General features: G+C 68.8%; 19 protein-coding genes and 1 tRNA gene. 15 read left to right on the top strand and 5 right to left on the bottom strand.

Going from position 1 to position 16,917, the window contains the following annotated elements:
• Positions 1–317: 317 nt before the first annotated feature.
• The 4 genes from recR to ACZ5MC_RS15850 are packed head-to-tail and all read right to left on the bottom strand — an operon-like array spanning position 318 to position 2,688.
• Positions 318–914 (bottom strand): recombination mediator RecR, encoded by a 597-nt coding sequence (gene recR / locus ACZ5MC_RS15865; RefSeq protein ID WP_306601454.1) that lies wholly within the window; start codon positions 912–914, stop codon positions 318–320.
• The gene (locus ACZ5MC_RS15860; protein ID WP_306601453.1) at positions 914–1,216 is read right to left on the bottom strand and encodes a YbaB/EbfC family nucleoid-associated protein; all 303 of its coding nucleotides are present in this window, start codon (positions 1,214–1,216) and stop codon (positions 914–916) included. The genes recR and ACZ5MC_RS15860 overlap by 1 nt, the downstream gene beginning before the upstream one ends.
• A 9-nt stretch (positions 1,217–1,225) precedes the next feature.
• A complete protein-coding gene (locus tag ACZ5MC_RS15855; protein WP_306601452.1) occupies positions 1,226–1,774 on the bottom strand; it encodes a DUF2062 domain-containing protein in 549 nt (182 codons plus the stop codon).
• Positions 1,771–2,688 carry a thiamine-phosphate kinase gene (locus ACZ5MC_RS15850; protein WP_306601451.1) on the bottom strand — a complete coding sequence of 306 codons (918 nt, stop codon included), beginning with the start codon at positions 2,686–2,688 and terminating at the stop codon, positions 1,771–1,773. Before ACZ5MC_RS15850 ends, ACZ5MC_RS15855 begins: the two co-directional genes overlap by 4 nt.
• A gap of 151 nt (positions 2,689–2,839) precedes the next feature.
• Between ACZ5MC_RS15850 and ACZ5MC_RS15845 the strand changes: the two genes are divergently transcribed.
• Entirely contained in the window at positions 2,840–3,094 is a 255-nt protein-coding gene (locus ACZ5MC_RS15845) for a ferredoxin (protein ID WP_306601450.1), read from the top strand.
• A 62-nt stretch (positions 3,095–3,156) separates the two neighbouring features.
• On the opposite strand, the gene ACZ5MC_RS15840 is transcribed toward ACZ5MC_RS15845, so the two are convergent.
• On the bottom strand, positions 3,157–3,621 hold the full coding sequence (locus ACZ5MC_RS15840) for a chemotaxis protein CheX (protein WP_306601449.1): 465 nt from the start codon (positions 3,619–3,621) through the stop codon (positions 3,157–3,159).
• A 135-nt stretch (positions 3,622–3,756) separates the two neighbouring features.
• Here ACZ5MC_RS15840 and ACZ5MC_RS15835 point away from each other — a divergent pair, with 135 nt between their 5' ends.
• The 14 genes from ACZ5MC_RS15835 to ACZ5MC_RS15770 all read left to right on the top strand — a co-directional run bounded on the left by ACZ5MC_RS15835 (position 3,757) and on the right by ACZ5MC_RS15770 (position 16,767).
• Entirely contained in the window at positions 3,757–4,206 is a 450-nt protein-coding gene (locus tag ACZ5MC_RS15835; protein WP_306601448.1) for a GatB/YqeY domain-containing protein, read from the top strand.
• Between the two features lie 31 nt (positions 4,207–4,237).
• Positions 4,238–6,064 carry a proline--tRNA ligase gene (locus tag ACZ5MC_RS15830; protein WP_306601447.1) on the top strand — a complete coding sequence of 609 codons (1,827 nt, stop codon included), beginning with the start codon at positions 4,238–4,240 and terminating at the stop codon, positions 6,062–6,064.
• Positions 6,065–6,066: 2 nt separating this feature from the next.
• Complete coding sequence (locus ACZ5MC_RS15825; protein ID WP_306601446.1) at positions 6,067–6,540, top strand: hypothetical protein; 474 nt, start codon at positions 6,067–6,069, stop codon at positions 6,538–6,540.
• 101 nt (positions 6,541–6,641) lie between these two features.
• Positions 6,642–7,199, top strand: a complete 558-nt coding sequence (locus ACZ5MC_RS15820; RefSeq protein ID WP_306601445.1) for a D-glycero-alpha-D-manno-heptose-1,7-bisphosphate 7-phosphatase — start codon at positions 6,642–6,644, stop codon at positions 7,197–7,199.
• Positions 7,199–8,359 carry an MFS transporter gene (locus ACZ5MC_RS15815; protein WP_306601444.1) on the top strand — a complete coding sequence of 387 codons (1,161 nt, stop codon included), beginning with the start codon at positions 7,199–7,201 and terminating at the stop codon, positions 8,357–8,359. The genes ACZ5MC_RS15820 and ACZ5MC_RS15815 overlap by 1 nt, the downstream gene beginning before the upstream one ends.
• Positions 8,360–8,403: 44 nt before the next feature.
• A complete protein-coding gene (sfsA, locus tag ACZ5MC_RS15810) occupies positions 8,404–9,141 on the top strand; it encodes a DNA/RNA nuclease SfsA (RefSeq protein ID WP_306601443.1) in 738 nt (245 codons plus the stop codon).
• A 67-nt stretch (positions 9,142–9,208) separates the two neighbouring features.
• Positions 9,209–10,312, top strand: coding sequence for a glycine cleavage system aminomethyltransferase GcvT (gene gcvT / locus ACZ5MC_RS15805; RefSeq protein WP_306601442.1), 1,104 nt, complete (start codon positions 9,209–9,211; stop codon positions 10,310–10,312).
• Positions 10,313–10,372: 60 nt separating this feature from the next.
• On the top strand, positions 10,373–10,759 hold the full coding sequence (gene gcvH / locus ACZ5MC_RS15800) for a glycine cleavage system protein GcvH (protein WP_306601441.1): 387 nt from the start codon (positions 10,373–10,375) through the stop codon (positions 10,757–10,759).
• Positions 10,760–12,484 carry a lytic transglycosylase domain-containing protein gene (locus ACZ5MC_RS15795; RefSeq protein ID WP_306601440.1) on the top strand — a complete coding sequence of 575 codons (1,725 nt, stop codon included), beginning with the start codon at positions 10,760–10,762 and terminating at the stop codon, positions 12,482–12,484.
• A 50-nt stretch (positions 12,485–12,534) separates the two neighbouring features.
• Positions 12,535–12,610 (top strand) — tRNA-Ala (locus tag ACZ5MC_RS15790).
• Between the two features lie 47 nt (positions 12,611–12,657).
• Complete coding sequence (gene abc-f, locus ACZ5MC_RS15785) at positions 12,658–14,619, top strand: ribosomal protection-like ABC-F family protein (protein WP_306601439.1); 1,962 nt, start codon at positions 12,658–12,660, stop codon at positions 14,617–14,619.
• 38 nt (positions 14,620–14,657) lie between these two features.
• Entirely contained in the window at positions 14,658–15,257 is a 600-nt protein-coding gene (locus tag ACZ5MC_RS15780; protein WP_306601438.1) for a thymidine kinase, read from the top strand.
• Positions 15,258–15,307: 50 nt separating this feature from the next.
• Positions 15,308–16,108, top strand: a complete 801-nt coding sequence (locus ACZ5MC_RS15775) for a type III pantothenate kinase (RefSeq protein ID WP_306601437.1) — start codon at positions 15,308–15,310, stop codon at positions 16,106–16,108.
• Positions 16,093–16,767 carry a biotin--[acetyl-CoA-carboxylase] ligase gene (locus tag ACZ5MC_RS15770; RefSeq protein ID WP_306601436.1) on the top strand — a complete coding sequence of 225 codons (675 nt, stop codon included), beginning with the start codon at positions 16,093–16,095 and terminating at the stop codon, positions 16,765–16,767. The genes ACZ5MC_RS15775 and ACZ5MC_RS15770 overlap by 16 nt, the downstream gene beginning before the upstream one ends.
• The last annotated feature ends 150 nt before the right edge of the window (positions 16,768–16,917 follow it).

Genomic DNA, 16,917 nt, shown 5'->3' with positions numbered 1-16,917 from the left:
CACTGAGCTTAACCCGCGTCATTTAAGGACGGACAGGCCCCTTTGAGGAGCCTGGGGCCTTGCCTCGGTGGGCCTTGCGCACCACCCTTTAGACAGCCGGGCGGAGGTTAGGGCTACCGCAGGGATGCGACCCGAGCGCCGACCCGGGCCCGGAAACAGGGTGGGCCGGAGTCATCCGGCCCCGTCCTTGGCAACCGCCTTTCCAACCGGCCCAGTTTCTGGGCTTCAGGCGATAAATCCCGGGGGTCTGGGGGCAGAGCCCCCGGGGATCTCGTTCTAACGGCCCGCCTGATTCGTGTCAGGCCAATACATGATGTCTAGACCGGCCTCCGCCCCTCCAGCGCCCGGTCCAGGGTGAGGTCGTCGGCGTACTCCAGGTCGCTGCCGATGGGCAGGCCCAGGCCGATGCGGGTGGTCTTCAGGCCCAGGGGCTCAAGGATTCGGGCCAGCCACGCGGCGGTGGCCTCCCCGTCCAGGGTGGGGTTGGTGGCCAGGACGATCTCCTGGATCCGCTCGTCCTCGAGGCGGTGCAGGAGCTCGCGCACCTTGAGCTGGTCCGGGCCCACGCCCTTGAGGGGCGAGATGAGCCCGCCGAGGACGTGGTAGCGCCCGTGGAAATGTCCGCTGCGCTCGAAGGTGAGCACGTTGCTGGCCTCGGCCACAACCACCAGGGTGCGGGTGTCCCGCTGGGGATCGGCGCAGATGGAGCACACGGGGCGGTCCGTGAAGGCCCCGCAGGTGGTGCAGAAGCCCACCGACGTGGCGGCGTGGCGCAGCAGGTCGCCCAGGTGCTCCATGGCCCCGGGGCCTTCCTTGAGGAGGTGGAGCGCCATGCGCTGGGCGGACTTGGAGCCCACCCCCGGAAGCTTCTGCAGGGCCTCCACCACGGCTTCCAGGGGGGCCGGGAGCTTCATTACAGGCCGAGGCCGGGGATGTTGAGCCCGCCGGTGAGGCCGCCGGTGATCTTGCCCATGGACTCGTCCACCTTGGCGGAGGCGTCCTTGAAGGCGGCGGAGATGAGGTCCTCCAGCATGCTGGGATCCTCGGGGTCCATGGCCTCCTTGGCCACGGAGATGCCCACCAGCTCCTTGGAGCCGTTGAGGGTGACCTTGACCATCGCGCCGCCGGCGGTGCCTTCGGCCCTCAGGTTCTTCTGGGCCTCCTGGAGCTTGGTCTGCATGGCCTGGGCCTGCTTCATGAGGAAACGCATGTCCATGGTGTTCTCCTACGTTGACGGGGGTTTGGGATGATGGAGGTGGGGCATGTGGAGGTGGAGCTTCCGGAGCCGGCGGGCCAGGCGGAGCATCACGAAGTAGCCCACGGGCATGGCCAGGGCGCTCAGCACGAAGCCGCCCAGGAGGTAGGGCAGCAGGATGGGCTTGAGCATCGCGAACAGGCCGTCCAGCCCCTCCCGGGAGATGAAGCTCCGCCACGTGATCGCGTGCCAGTGGATGGCGCTGAGGTTGAGATTCATCCCGCGGCCCAGGAGGAGGTTGCCCGCGAGGGCGCTGGCGGTGGCCATGGGGACCATGGTCCAGGGGTTGTTGATGAAGCAGGCCAGGAACATGATGGGCCGGTGGAGGCGCCGCGACAGGAAGCACGCCAGGAGGACGATGGCCGTGTGCAGCCCCAGGAGCGGATTCCACGCCAGGGAGAAGCCCACGCCGAAGCTGAGGGCGATCTGCTCGGAGGTCATCTCCGGATGCAGGATGTGACTCTTGAGTGAGGCCCACAACCCTGGCCTGGGTGCGTCCTGCGAGGGCTGGTCGGTCATCGGGTCCTTGGGGCGAAGTGGTCGAAGCTGAGGTCCGGCAGGGGCCGGAGCGTATCTCCATCATAGTGGAGAAGGGGCCCTTCGCCTCCATCCAGCGCGGTGCCCACCGGAATCAGGGGGATCCCCAGGATCCGCTCCAGGGCCGCCCGGGGCAGGGAGGATGAGAAGCACCGCGCGTAGTCCTCGCCTCCGGTGACGGCGTCGGGCGACAGGGCGCGGTCCAGGACGATGGACCGGCCCGAGGCCAGGGCCAGGGTGCGGAGATCCCGGCTCAGGCCGTCGGAGATGTCCATGCAGGCATGGACCTCGGGAATCGCGGCGAGCCGGGGGCCCAGGCCGATGCGGGGCCGCGGGTCCAGGTGGGCCGAGACGTCGGGATCGGGCAGGAGCGGGTCCTGGCCGGCCTGGAGCTTGTGGAGCCCCCGGAGGCTCGCCCCCAGCTCCTGGTCCGCGAAGAGGCCGTCGCCGGCCTCGAGGGTGTCGCGGCGAAGCCAGCGCCGGGCGGAGCCGAAGGCGGTGATGCCCAGGCCCAGGCCCCGGTCCCGGCCGACGGTGTCGCCCCCCAGGACGGGGACCCCGGCATCCCGGGCGGCCCCGGCCAGGCCCTGGAGGAATTCGTCCACCCAGTCCGCCTCCAGGTCCCGGCCCAGGGCCAGGGTGAGGGTGAAGCCGGTGGGCGCGGCGCCGCTGGCGTCCAGGTCGGAGAGGTTCACCATGAGGAGCTTGCGCCCGAGGAGGCGGGGAGGGTGCCACGCGCGGCTGAAGTGCTGGCCGTCCTCCATGAGGTCGGTGGTGACCAGGAGGGTCTCGCCGGGGAGCGGCGGGGGGACCTTCCCGCAGTCGTCCGTGAGGTCTCCGCCGCCCGGAAAAAGATCCCGGATCCTGGCGAGGATGGCATTTTCCGATAGGCGCACAACCCCTCCTGGTTCCGTACGATAGCCCAGAAAACCAGCCTCGGCCACCCGTGGCATTCCGTCACAATCCGGCTTGGAGGGAAGGGTTCGAGATGATAGGTTTGAAGGAGTGCAAACAGGTGGGGCCGAAGCCCCTGATAAGGAGAAACTCATGGCCATCACCAAGGTTTGGATCGAAGAAGGTTGCATCGTGTGCAACGCCTGCGACGCGGAATGCCCCGACGTCTTCCTGGTGACCGACACCACCTGCGTCATCAAGGCCGACGTCCGCGAGGACGGCCTCGAGACCGAGAACCGCGACGAAATGTCCGCCCTGAAGGGCGAGTTCCAGGATTCCCTGGAAGCCGGCATCGAAGCCGCCGCCGCGGGCTGCCCCGTGGAAGTCATCAAGTTCGAGAAGGCCTAGGCCTTTCCCGACCCCATGAAAAAGGCGCCGCGAGGCGCCTTTTTCATGGGAGCGACAGGCTTCTAGCTCTCGCGCAGCCCGACGTTCACCTCGAAGTCGCCGAACTCCGTCGTGAACGGGATGGCGATGCAGGGCACGTCGCCGCTGCGGCTGATCTTGTGGCCCACGCCGATGACGACCGTGGGGATGGAGATGTTCAGCTGGTGGCCGTCCTGGATCAGGCTGCGGCGGGCGTCCCCCACCACGATGTTGCCGATCTCGCCGATGGCGTCCTCGACGTTCTTGTTCAGGGACTGGATGTCCTCCATGAGCATGTTGGAGGCGATCTTGCAGGCCAGGCTCTCGGGCATGCTGATGATGATGGAGCCGGAGGTCTCGCCCGTGAGGCCGATGATGGCCGACACGTCGTAGGTGGTGATGAGGTCCTCCTTCAGCTCCAGGCCCGATTTCTCGGCCTGGATGCCGGCCATCATGTCCAGGCTGCGGAGGGTCGACTCGATGAATGGGTTAATGAAGGCAACGTTCATGGGGGGGTAGCCTCTCGGATTGTTTTCATTATTTCACTGGTTACGGTCCCCTGGCGCGGATTATTTCCACAACCGATTGAAGGCGGCACGCTTCAAGGGCAGGATAAAGATGTAGGTTGACTGGAGTTTTCCCCGATGCTGGACCGATTGCAAGCCGAATTGAAGACCTCGATGATGGCCCGGGACGCCGCCCGGACCGCGGTGCTGCGCATGGCCCTGGCCGCGTACAAGAACGAGGCGGTGGCCAAGGGCCTGGGGCCCCAGGGCGTCCTGGCCGACGCGGACGGCCTCACGGTCATGAAGCGGCTGGTGAAAAGCCGGGAGGACAGCGTCGAGCAGTTCACCAAGGCCGGCTATGCCGACCGGGCGGCAACCGAGCTGGCGGAAATCCAGGTCCTCAAGGAATTCCTCCCCTCCATGCTGGGGGGAGCCCAGCTCGAAGAGGCCGTGCGCGCCGCCATCGCCCAGACCGGGGCCCAGAGCCGCAAGGACATGGGCGCCGTCATGAAGGCCCTCCAGGCCGCCCACGGGGGCGCCTACGACGGCAAGGCCGCCAGCCAGATCGTCAATTCCCTGCTCGCCTGACCCTGACACCCACCGACCTGAAAGAGAACCGATGAAGCAGACCAAGATGTTGATCCAGACCCTCCGGGAGGTTCCCCGGGACGCCGACGTCGTGAGCCAGCAGCTCATGATGCGGGCAGGCATGATCCAGAAGCTGGCCGCGGGCATCTACGACTACCTGCCCCTGGCCCTGCGGAGCATCCGCAAGTTCGAGCAGATCGTCCGCGAGGAGCTCGCCAAGGACGGCTGCCAGGAACTGCTGATGCCCACCGTGCAGCCCGCGGAGCTCTGGCAGGAATCCAAGCGCTGGTCCTTCTACGGCAAGGAACTCCTGCGCTTCAAGGACCGCAAGGACGCCGACTTCTGCCTCGGCCCCACCCACGAGGAAGTGATCACCGACATCGTCCGCAAGAACGTCCGCAGCTACAAGCAGCTGCCCATGAACCTCTTCCAGATCCAGACCAAGTTCCGGGACGAGATCCGGCCCCGGTTCGGCCTCATGCGCGGCCGGGAGTTCATCATGAAGGACGCCTACTCCTTCCACGTGGACGACGCCGACGCCGACAAGGGCTACTGGGAGATGTTCAACGCCTACAAGCGCATCTTCTCCCGCCTGGGCGTCAAGTTCCGCCCCGTGGAGGCCGACAGCGGCGCCATCGGCGGCAGCTTCACCCACGAGTTCCACGTGCTGGCGGGCTCGGGCGAGGACGGCATCCTCTCCTGCGACTCCTGCGAGTACACCTCCAACGTCGAGAAGACCGAGGCGCCCCGCGTCCCCGCGGTGGACCACGGCCCGGCCCTCCCCCTCAGCCGCTCCCACTTCCGCACCCCCGGGATCACGGCCATGGAGGAGCAGGCCCGGGCCTTCAAGGACGACGTCCACGACGGCCTGCCCCTGCACCAGACCTCCAAGGTGTACTGGCTGACCGCTGAGTTCCCCGTGGAGGGCGACACCGTCCGCCAGGTGGCCGTCGCGTGCGTCCTCCGGGGCGACCACGAGCTCAACCCCGTCAAGGTGAAGAACTTCCTGGGCGCCGTGGACCTGCAGCCCATGGCCGACGGCGAGGATTTCTGCGGCGCGGCCCCCGGCTTCCTGGGCCCCCTCCCCCAGGAGGGCACCCGCCACTGGGCCCTCCACCAGGCCCCCAAGGATGCCCTGGTGTACCTCGTGGACCGTTCCCTGGAAGGCGCCGTCAACCTCACCTGCGGAGCCAACGTCACTGAATGCCATCACTTCGGCTTTGACCCCAAGCGCGACCTGCCGGGCGCGACGTTCCTCGACCTGCGCCTGGCCCAGGAGGGCGACCTCTGCCCCCGCTGCGGCGCGGGGCACTTCCAGGCCTTCCGGGGCATCGAGGTGGGCCAGGTCTTCAAGCTGGGCACCAAGTATTCCAAGTCGATGAACTGCGTCTACGTGGACGAGCACGGCAAGGAGAACCCCATGGTCATGGGGTGCTACGGCATCGGGGTCACCCGCACCGTGGCCGCGGCCATCGAGCAGAACTACGACGCCGACGGCATCGTCTGGCCCTGGCCCATCGCCCCCTACCAGGTGCACCTCCTGGACCTGGATCCGGGCAACGACCAGGTGCGCGCCGTCGCCGACGGCCTTGAGCGCGACCTGGAGGCCGCGGGGTTCGAGGTGCTCCACGACGACCGCGAAGGCCTGAGCCCGGGCGCCAAGTTCAAGGACGCCGACCTGCTGGGCTTCCCCCTGCGCGTCATGGTGGGCTCCAAGGGCCTCAAGGACGGCGTGGTGGAACTCAAGGACCGCCGCACCAAGGAGCTGCGCAAATTCAAGCCTGAAGCCCTGGTGGCCGAAGTGACGGAAGCCAGGGACCGCATCCTGCGGGATCTGGAGATCCAGGGCGGGAGGTGAGCATGTCGGAAGGCCCGGTCTACCTGACCACCTTCATCGAAGGCGTGCTCGTGCACGGATCGGCCATGCCCTTCGTGCTCCTGGTGCCCTCCGTGCACCCCCCCCACCGGGGGCTCCTCATGCCGCCCCAGGTGCCGTGGTCCCCGGGCTACCTGCCCCCGGCCCTCCTCCAGGCCCAGATCGACGCCACCTGGAAGATCCCCTTCCGCTTCCACGACCCTTCCCGGCTGCCGGTGGTCTTCGACGAGCGCACCTCCCGGCTCCCGACCCCCTGGCTCCTGCGCCTGGAGGGCCTCGAGGGCCAGCAGCGGCTCTACCTGACCCACCTCCTGCGCACCAAGGCGCCCGAGGAGCAGGTCCCGCCGCCCCCCGAGGGCGGGCAGTGGGTGGGCGAGAAGGCCCTGGCCTCCCTGGACCTGGTGCCCGGCGTCCGGCGCCTTTGCCAGGCGGCGCTTTCGCTGGTGAAGGAACTGTAGGCGGATTCGGCGCACGTCCAGGGTGCCCGGCCCGTGGCTGCGGAGCAGCGGGACTGTGGCATCATGCCATTCGGGAGTGATGCATGGTTCAAGGGGCATTCATGACGGCGCGGCCGGCGGTCTTCATCGACAGGGACGGCACCCTCAACGTGGAGGTGGGGTACCTCCACCGCGCCGAGGACGTGGTGCTGGTGCCCGGGGCCGCCCAGGCCCTGGCCCGGCTCAACGCCCTGGGCATCCCCGTGGTGGTGGTCACCAACCAGAGCGGCATCGGCAAGGGCCGCTACGGCTGGGACGAGTTCAACGCGGTGATGGAGCGCATCGCCGAGCTCCTGGCCGAGCATGGCGCCCGCATGGACGGGATCTACGCCGCTCCGCATCACGAGCGGGGCCAGGGGGACTACGCCCATCCCGACCATCCCGACCGCAAGCCCAACCCCGGCATGCTGGTGCGGGCCGCCGAGGAGCACCGGCTGGACCTTTCCCGCAGCTGGATGATCGGCGACAAGGAACTGGATCTGGACGCCGGCCGCAACGCGGGCTGCAGGTCGGCCCTGGTGCGCACCGGCTACGGGTCCCAGGTGGACGGCGCCCGGGCCGACCTGGTCGCCGCGGACCTGGCCGAGGCCGTCGACCGCATCCTGGCCCAAGGCTTCTGATGGCGAAACTGGCCCCCAAGTACGCCGCGCTGGTGGTGGTGGGCCTGGCCTTCTTCGCCGACACGGTCGTCTACGCCATGCTGCCGCCGCTCCTGCCGGAGTACGCGCGGCTCCACGGACTGAGCCAGACCCAGCTGGGCTTCCTCTTCGGAAGCTACGCCGGGGCCCTGCTGCTGGCAGCGCTCCCCCTGGGCACCTGGGCGGACCGCCGCGGGCGCCGCGGACCCTTCCTGGGGGGCCTGGTGGGCTTCGGGGCAGCCACCATCCTCTTCGCCTTCGCGGGGAGCTTTCCCCTGCTCCTGGTGGCCCGGGTCCTCCAGGGCATCGCCGCGGCCGCCACCTGGGTGGCGGGCCTGTCCATGGTCGCGGACCACTTCCCCTCCAACCAGCGGGGCAAGGCCATGAGCACGGTCTTCGCCTGCGCCAACATCGGCCTGTTCCTGGGCCCGGCCTTCGCGGGGTGGATGACCCGCGTCTGGGACATCCGCGCCGCCTTCCTCTTCGCCGCGGGCCTGGCGGTGCTGGACGCCGTGGTGCGCCTCACCCTCCTGCCCGCGGACCCCCCGGCCCAGCCCTCGGGGACGGGCTACCTGGGCCTCCTGAAGGACGGCACGGTGCGGGTGTTCGCGGGAGCCATGGTCATGGGCTCGCTCCTGGGGGCGGTGCTGGAGGCGGTGCTGCCCCTCCACCTGTCCCTGCACCTGGGCATGGACGCCATGGCCATCGGCCTGGCCTTCACCACCACGGCCCTGGCCAGCATCGTCACCTCGCCCCTCGTGGGCCACTGGACCGACCGCCGCGGGCCCCGGGGGCCGCTGAGCCTGGGCATGGTGCTGGCCGCGGTCCTGCTGGCCACGGCGGCCGTCCTCCCTGGCCGCGCGGCCGTGTACGCCTTCATGCTGGCCATGGGGAGCACCTGCAGCCTGCTCATGTCCCCCTGCGGGCCCGCCCTGGCCGGGCACGTGGAGGGGAAGGGGAGCACCGACTTCGGGTCGGTGTTCTCCCTGCTCAACATCGCGTTCTCCCTGGGCCTGATGGTGGGCCCCATGGCGGGGTCGGCCCTGGCGGACCTGGTGGGACTCAAGGTGGCCATGGCGGTGCTGGCCGCGGCCTTCCTGGCCTACCTCCCGGTCCTGCGGACCGCCAGCCGGCATAAATAATTTAATCATGTTGCCAAGGCGGGCTCCCCGGCAGACTGGTACCTATGCTGATCCGGAAAAAGGGCCTCGTGCCCGGAGTCATCCTCAAGCGGTACAAGCGTTTCCTCGCCGACGTGGAGCTGGAGGACGGGTCCGTCGCCACGGCCCACTGCACCAACACCGGCACCATGGCCACGTCCTGGGAACCGGGCGACGCCGTGCTGCTGGAACCCAGCGCCAACCCCGCCCGCAAGCTGGCCTACACCTGGCTGGCCTGCAACCGCGGGGGGGCCTGGGTGGGGGTGGAGACCGGCATGCCCAACCGGGTGGTGGCCGAGGCCGCCCGCCAGGACCGCCTGCCGGGCCTGCCCGGACTCCATTCGGTGCTCACCGAGCAGAAGTACGGCGACGAGCGGAGCCGCATCGACGTGCTGGCCCGGGACGCCGAGGACCGCTGCGTCTACATCGAGGTCAAGAACGCCACCATGCGCGTGGGGGACCTGGCGTGCTTCCCTGACGCCGTGAGCCTGCGCGGCGCCAAGCACCTGCGCGAGCTCCGGGCCATGGTGCGCCTCGGGCACCGCGCGGCCATCGTGTTCTTCGTGCACCGGGGCGACGTGACGGGCTTCGACGCGGCGCGGGAGATCGACCCGGACTACGCCGCCGAGCTGGACCGGGCCCTGGAAGGGGGCGTGGAGATCCTGCCCCAGGCCGTGGCCCTGGAGGCCCGGCGGGAGCCCGGAGGGCTCTGGAGCCTGGCGTGGGACCTGCCGGGTGTGCTTCCCTGGCTCCGGAGGATGTGAAAACCCCGGGGTATGACCTACAATCAAAGATCCGATACGTTCAACTTGCCCAACTGATGGAGAAGCCATGTCCGAACTCTTGAAGACCCCCCTCAACGCCGTCCACCGGGCCCTCGGGGCCAAGATGGTGGACTTCGGCGGCTGGGACATGCCCGTCCAGTACCCCGCCGGCATCATCGCCGAGCACGTCGCCGTGCGCACCAAGGTCGGCCTTTTCGACGTGAGCCACATGGGCGAGATCCGCGTCAAGGGCCCCCAGGCCATGGCCTTCCTGGACTGGCTCACCCCCAACGCCGTGGTGAAGCTGGCCCACGGGCAGATCCACTACACCGCCTTCCTGTACGAGAACGGCACCTTCGTGGACGACCTGCTCCTCCACAAGATCGCCGACGACCACTTCCTGCTCGTGGTGAACGCCTCCAACGTGGACAAGGACTTCGCCTGGGTGAAGGAGCACGCCGCCAAGTGGGACGTGGAGGTCACCAACGAAAGCGACCAGACGGGCCAGGTGGCCCTCCAGGGACCCCTCTCCATCGACGTGCTCCAGCCCCTGGTGGACATCGACCTCTCCCAGATCAAGTACTACTGGTTCGCCTTCGGGAAGTTCAAGGGCATGCCCGTCATGTTCGCCCGCACCGGCTACACCGGCGAGGACGGCTTCGAGATCTACTGCCCGGCCGAGAAGACCGAGTGGGTCTGGAACGAGCTCATGCAGAGCGGCAAGCCGCTGGGCCTCGTGCCCACCGGCCTGGGCTGCCGCAACACCCTGCGCCTGGAAGCCAAGATGGCCCTCTACGGCCACGAGATCGACGACACCACCAACGCCCTGGAAGCGGACCTGGGCTGGATCATCAAGCTCAACAAGGGCGAGTTCCTGGGCCGGGAGGCCCTGGCCACCCTCAAGGAGCAGGGCTTCAGCCGCCGGCTGGTGGGCTTCCGCATGCTGGAGAAGCGCGAGATCGCCCGCGACCACATGGACGTCCTCGTGGACGGCAGGAAGGCCGGCTACGTCACCAGCGGCTCCCCCAGCACCACCTGCGGCTTCAACCTGGGCCTGGCCTACGTGCCCGTCAGCCACGCCCCCCTGGGCTCCCGCATCCACATCGACATCCGCGGCAAGGCCTGCGAAGCCGAGGTGGTTCCCACTCCCTTCTACAAGCGCGCCAAGTAGTTGCACCTGGCCACCCCTGACCGGCCCACCGCGGCTAGAATCATCCCTCTGGAGGAATCCATGTACCCCGCCGACGTGAAGTACACCAAGAACCACGAATACCTCAAGCCCCTGGGCGACGGCACCGCGCTGGTGGGGATCACCCACTACGCCCAGGAGGCCCTGGGCGACGTGGTGTTCGTGGACATGCCCGAAGTGGGCGCCCGCTTCAAGGCCGGCGACGAGTTCGGCACCGTGGAGTCCGTGAAGACCGTGTCCGAGATCTTCATCCCCTCCGCCTGCGAAGTGCTCGAGATCAACGGCGAGCTCGAGGCCCACCCCGAGTACGTCAACGAGGACGCCTACGGCAAGGGCTGGATGCTCAAGATCAAGCTGGACGGCGCCCTGAACCCCGAACTGCTGGACGCCGCGGCCTACGAGGCCCTGGTCAGCGCCGAGAGCCACTGAATGACCTGGCCGGCCCCGGATAGCCCCCGGCGATTCCGGGGCCGGCTTCTCGCCCTGCTCGTGGCCTGCGCGGGCCTGGGTGCCCTGGCCTCCGCGCCGCCCCAGCCGCCCAAGACCGCCTCCGCCAAGGCCCGGCCCGAAGTGGCCCGGCTCAGGACCCTGGTGGAGGACGGCGAGCGCAACGCCCGGGAGAAGGACTGGGACGCCGCCTCCACCCGCGCCGAGGAGGCCGAGGTGCTCGTGGCCGACTGGCCCGCGGAGGCCCTGGAGACTCCCGAGGTCAAGGCCCTCCTGGACCGGCTCCTGGAGCTGGAGCAGCACCTGCCCGACAGCGAGGGCGTGCCCGCCACCCCGGATCCCGGCCTCAAGGAGGCCACCGAGGTCGTGCCCCTTTCCGGCGAGGCCCTGAAGGCCGAACTGGAGCAGGTCAAGGGCGGCACCGAGGGCGCGCTGTACGACTTCCCCATTGACCTCAACGACAAGGTCCTGGCCTGGGTCCACGAGTTCACCACCAGCAAGCGGGGCTTCATGGAGCGCACCCTGTCGCGGGCGACCATGTGGCTGCCCATGGCCCGGCAGATTTTCGCCGAGGAGCGCATCCCCCAGGACCTGGCCTACCTGGCCGTCATCGAATCGGGCTTCATCAACAGCGCCCGGAGCTACGCCCAGGCCGTGGGCATGTGGCAGTTCATACGCTCCACCGGGCGCATCTACGGCCTCAACGGCAACGCCTGGGTCGAGGAGCGGCGGGACCCCGTCAAGGCCACGCGCGCATCGGCCCGCTACCTGCGCCGCCTGTACGAGACCTCCGGCGACTGGTACCTGGCCCTGGTGGGCTACAACGCCGGCCCCCTCACCACCGACCGCGCCGCCCAGAACCTGGGCAGCCGAAACTTCTGGGACATGGCCCGCAGCCGCTGGCTCCGGAACCAGACCAAGAACTACGTGCCCGAGCTGTGCGCGGCCATCCTCATCGGCCACGACCCCCAGCGGTACGGCTTCAAGGTGGAGCAACTCCAGCCCTACGCCTACGAGACGGTGGAGGTGGACAGGATGACGAGCCTCGCCGTCCTGGCCCGCTACGCCGGCACCGACGTGGAGTCCCTCAAGGAGCTGAACCCCGAGCTCCTGCGTTCCAGCACGCCCCCGGGACGCTACAGCCTGCGGGTGCCGCCGGGCCTCAGCGGCGCCACGGCCCGTGCCCTGGCCAGGATCCCCGCCGGCCAGAGGCTGGACTTCCAGAGCTACAGGATCCGCAAGGGCGACACCCTGGCCAAGGTGGCCGCCAAGTTCAAGCTCAGCCCCGAGGACCTGCTGGAGGCCAACGACCTCAAGAAGGCCCAGTTCAGGGCCGGGAAGGTCATCAAGGTGCCGCCCCCGCCCCCCGCCCCCATCGACACCCGCGACCTCCTCACGCCCGTGGAGCGGAGCCAGGTCATCGAGGACCACCCCCTGGAGGCGCTGCCCGCCATCCCCTCCCCGGCCCCGGAGGCCCCTGCGCAGGCCGCGCCGGCCGCGGACCTGCCGCCGGTGCCCCAGGCCGTCAAGACGCCCGCGCCCAGGCCGGCCCTGGAGGCCCGCCCCAAGACGCACCTGGTCAAGAAGGGCGAGACGCTCTACGCCATCGCCACCCGGTACGGCGTGGATGTGGAGCATCTCCGGAAGTGGAACAAGATCAAAGGGAACCGTATCCAGAATGGGCAGAGGCTCCGCCTTGGCCCGTGAATTTCCGCTTGCGGTTTTCTCCATCCGGTGGCATGATTATTACTTCCCCCGGGGCTATAGCTCAGCTGGGAGAGCGCTTGCATGGCATGCAAGAGGTCAGCGGTTCGATCCCGCTTAGCTCCACCAAAACAGAGGCCACCAACCCGGTGGCCTCTTTTCTTAAAAAAACAGATATGCTCGCCAGCCTCAACCACGCCTTCCTCAGCTTCGGCCCCCACGAGGTGCTGAAGGACGTCACCTGGGCCATCCAGGAGGACGAGTGCTGGGGCGTCATCGGCCGCAACGGCGCCGGCAAGAGCACGGTCTTCAAGGTGCTGCTGGGCGAACTGGAGCTGGACAACGGCACCGTGGTGCGGCCCACCGCCGAGCGGGGCATCCGCGTGGGCCACTACGCGCAGGACCTGGTGCCGGCCACCGGCGGCACCATCCTCGAGGAGGCCATGGCCGCCTTCGGGGACGTGGAATCCCTGCAGCACGAGATGCGCGACCTCGAACACCGCATGGCCGAGCCGGGCGTGGACCTGGACGCCGTGATGGAGCGCTACCAGAAGGTGCAGGAGGCCTTCGAGCGCCTCGACGGGTTCACCATCCGCAGCCGGGCCGAGAGCATCCTGTTCGCGCTGGGCTTCGCGCCCGAGCTGATGGAGAAGAACGTGCTGGAGCTCAGCGGCGGGCAGAAGAGCCGGGTGATGCTCGCCAAGGCCATCCTCCAGGGCCAGGACCTCCTGCTGCTGGACGAGCCCACCAACCACCTGGACCTGCCCAGCCTGCGCTGGCTGGAGAGCTTCATCAACGGCACGAACGCCACCGTGGCCGTCATCAGCCACGACCGCTACTTCCTCGACCGCATCGCCACCAGCATCCTCGAGATCGAGCTGGGCCGCAGCCGCGCCTACGAGGGGAACTACACCGAGTTCATCGAGAAGAAGGAAGCGGAGATCGAGATCGCCGAGCGCCATTTCGAGCGCCAGCAGGAGTACATCAAGCGGCAGGAGGACTACATCCGCCGCAACATCGCCGGCCAGGACACCAAGATCGCCCGGGGCCGCCGCACGCAGCTCTCCAAGATGCAGCGCCTGGAGAAGCCCCTCAAGGACCGCCGCCGCATCAAGTTCAGCTTCCCCGAGACCCAGCGCAGCGGCGACACCGCCCTGGTGCTGGACAAGGCCTCGGTGGGCTGGGACGGGGTCCCGCTGTTCGAGCCCCTGGACCACTTCCAGGTCAAGCGCGGGCAGAAGCTCGCCATCGTCGGCCTCAACGGCACCGGGAAGTCCACGCTCCTGAAGGCCATCGCCGGGGAGATCGAGTTCATCACGGGCGGCTCGCGCCTGGGCAGCCAGGTGAAGCTGGGCTACTTCGACCAGCACCACAAGAACCTGGATCCCCGCAACACGGTCTTCCAGCAGATCCAGGCCGTGATCCCCATGGCGCCCAAGCAGGACGTGCTGGGCTTCCTGGCCAAGTTCTCCTTCCGCGGCGACGAGGTGGACAAGCCCGTCACCGTGCTCTCCGGCGGCGAGCGCGCGCGGCTCTCCGTGGCCACACTGATCCGCGAGGGCGTCAACCTCCTGCTGCTGGACGAGCCCACCAACCACATGGACATCCACTCCATGGAGGCCATGGAGGACACCATCCTCAGCTTCACGGGCGCGGTGGTGGTGGTGACCCACGACCGCTACCTCCTGGGGCGTGTGGCCGACAGCATCCTGCGCGTGCACGAGAACCGGACCGAGTTCCGCGAGGGCGGCTACGAGGACAACCAGGCCTGGGTCGACCTGGACATCGGCCAGGAGCCCGCGGAGGCCGAGGTGGAGGAGGAGAAGCCCCGGCGCAAGCCCGAGCCCCCCAAACCCCAGCCCCAGAAGTCCCAGCCCCAGAAGCCGCAGCCCATCGACCGCGAGCGCCAGAAGACCGTCAAGCGCTGGGAGCGCAAGGTGCAGGAGGCCGAGGCCGCGGTGGCGGACCTGGAAGGCCGTCTCGCCGGGCTCGCCAGGGAACTGGCCGCGGCGGACCCCGCGGACTGGGAGGTCTTCGGCGCCAGGCTGGGCGCCCAGAAGGCCCTCGAGACCGAGCTCGCCTACGCCATGAGCGCCTGGGAGGAGGCCCAGACCGCGCTGGAGGAAGCCCAGAAGTAGCCGCTATACTGGCGTATCCATTCGATGGGGGTACCAGGGTGACTGTCTTCTTCCGATACGGCGCGATGAACGCCGGCAAGAGCATCCAGGTGCTCACCGTCCGCTACAACTACCACGAGCGCCACCAGAGCGTGCACCTCTACAAGCCCAGCGTGGACACCCGCGAGGGGGCCAACCTCATCCGCGCCCGCATCGGCCTCGAGGCCCCCGTGGACGCCATGATCAAGCCCGACACCGACATCTTCGAGCTCCACGCCGCCACGGTGGCCGGGAAGGGCGCGCCCAACTGCATCCTCATCGACGAGGCCCAGTTCCTCACCCGCGAGCAGGTGGTCCAGTTCTGCGACCTCTCCGACCGCACCGGCATCCCCGTCATGGCCTTCGGCCTGCGCTCGGACTTCCGCGGGGAGCTCTTCCCGGGCTCGGCCGCGCTGCTGGCCCTGGCGGACCGCATCGAGGAGCTGAAGACCATCTGCTGGTGCGGCAAGAAGGCCACCATGAACGCCCGGATCGTGGACGGGAAGGTGGCCCTGGAGGGCCCCCAGGTGCTCATCGGCGGCAACGAGAGCTACACCGCGCTGTGCCGCAAGCACTGGAAGGAAGGCATCAGCGCGCCGCCCTCCCCATTACAGGCCTAATGGATTGATCGGCATCGCGACGTAGGCCATTCTTGGAGGTTGGAGCACCTATGAGCCTTCTGCTGGCCGTGGACGTCGGCAACACCAACATCGTCCTGGGCATCTTCGACCTCGCCGCGGGGGACGCGGGCCCCATCCTGCATTCCTGGCGCCTGGCCACGAGCCGGGAGCGCACCGTGGACGAGTACGGCCTGTCCAGCCTCGCCCTGCTCAAGCACGCTGGGATCGATCCCGCGGCGATCCGGCACGTGGTCATCTCCAGCGTCGTGCCGCCCCTGCATCCGGTCCTGGACGCCTGGCTCCGGGTCTACTTCAAGGCCGAGCCCCTCTGGATCGAGCCCGGCATCAGGACGGGCCTCAAGGTCCTGCTGGACAACCCCGCCGAACTGGGCGCGGACCGCATCGTCAACGCCGTGGCGGGCCTGGAGGCCTACGGCGCCCCGCTGATCGCCGTGGACTTCGGCACCGCCACGACCTTCGACGTGGTCAACGACAAGCGCGAGTACCTGGGCGGCATCATCTGCCCCGGCCTGAAGATCAGCGCCGAGGCCTTGTTCCAGCGCGCCTCCCGGCTGCCCCGGGTGGAGATCGCCGAGCCCGAGCGCCTCGTGGGGCGCTCCACCATCCAGGCCATGCAGTCCGGCCTCTTCTACGGCTACGTGGGCCAGGTGGACGGCATCCTGGAACGCCTGCTGGCCGAGTTCCCGGGCTCCAAGGTGGTGGCCACCGGCGGCCTGGCCAAGGTCATCGCCCCCGCCAGCCGCTTCATCCAGGAGGTGGCCCCCGACCTCACCCTGGACGGCCTGCGCATCCTCTGGCTTAAGAACCGCAAGCCATGCCCCTCCCGCTGATCCGCCTGGGGGTGGTGGATTCCACCCAGGCCTTCCTGGAGCGCCACCCGGAGCTGGGCTGCTGCGGCGTCCTCGCCGGCGAACAGCGCCTGGGCCGGGGCCAGGCCGGCAACACCTGGGTGAGCCGCCCCGGCGCCGGGCTCTGGCTATCCGCATGCCTGCCCGCGCCCCGGGTGCCCCCCGGCCTCCTCCTCCAGCGGGCCATGGCGGCCGTCGTGGAGGTCCTGGAGCCCTCCGGGGCCCCTCTGGGCCTCAAGTGGCCCAACGACCTCGTGGCGCGCAAGGAGGGCCGCCTGGTGAAGGTGGGCGGCATCATCGGCCAGGCCAAGGGGGACCGGGTCCTCCTGGGCCTGGGCATCAACCTGGAGCAGGCCCCCGACATCCCCGGCCGGAGGATCCCCCCCGCCTGCCTCCGGGACCTGGCCACCGGCCCCGTCCCGGCGGCGCCCGCCCTGGCCCGGGACATCCTGGACGCCTGGGAGGACCTGGAGATCCTCCGGGTGCCGCCCTTCCTCTGGCCTGGCGCCGGGGACGCCGTCCGATGGGAGGAGGGGCAGGGTGTCTGCGTGGGTTGGCTGGGCGACGGCCGGCTGAGAGTGGAACTCGCCGGCGGGGGTTTTGCCGATCTCACGGCAGGGGATGTGTCCGGCCTGGCCTAAGCTACATAGGCGTCACAACATGTAATGGCGATGCACCTATGCCGCCAGAAATACATGTACCTAATACCGTGTTCCAGGCACCTGCCAATGGGTGACGGAATGGCACATGCCGGGCGGGTTGATCCACAACTGGCCGCTCAAGGATGGCGG

Source organism: Mesoterricola sp. JemC181, from assembly GCF_055384585.1.
The sequence above is the reverse complement of the archived record's forward strand: the minus strand, read 5'-3'. Positions and strand labels throughout refer to the sequence as shown.